Source organism: Streptomyces sp. NPDC127092, assembly GCF_042722475.1.
Lineage (GTDB): Bacteria > Actinomycetota > Actinomycetes > Streptomycetales > Streptomycetaceae > Streptomyces.
On the sequence record NZ_JBHXFE010000170.1, the window covers coordinates 1 to 469 of the forward strand.

The 469-nt window shown below is 65.5% G+C and carries 1 pseudogene; it reads left to right on the forward strand.

Features of this window, described 5'->3' with window-relative positions:
- Positions 1-469 (forward strand): annotated as a pseudogene (locus ACFWJO_RS38465) (leucine--tRNA ligase); the annotation flags it as partial.

Below are 469 nucleotides of genomic sequence, written 5' to 3' on the forward strand. Positions count from 1 at the left end.
AGGGTGTGGATTCGCGCTGGACCGGTGGTGCCGCGACTCCCGTCGAAGCGGTTGCGGCGTACCGGAAGTCGATCGCTGCCAAGTCGGATCTCGAGCGGCAGGAATACAAGGAGAAGACGGGCGTCTTCCTCGGCACCTACGCCGTGAACCCGGTGAACGGGCTCGAGCTGCCGGTGTTCATCGCCGACTACGTCCTCACCGGGTACGGCACGGGCGCCATCATGGCCGTCCCGGGTCACGACCACCGTGACTACGAGTTCGCGACCGAGTTCGGCCTCGACATCGTCGAGGTCATCTCCGGCGGCGACCTCACCAAGGACGCGTACACCGGCGACGGCACCATCGTGAACTCCGATTTCCTGAACGGGATGAGCGTCGCCGACGCCAAGAAGGCGATCACCGAGCGCCTGGAAGCGGACGGTACCGGCAAGGGCACCATCCAGTACAAGCTGCGCGACTGGCTGTTCGC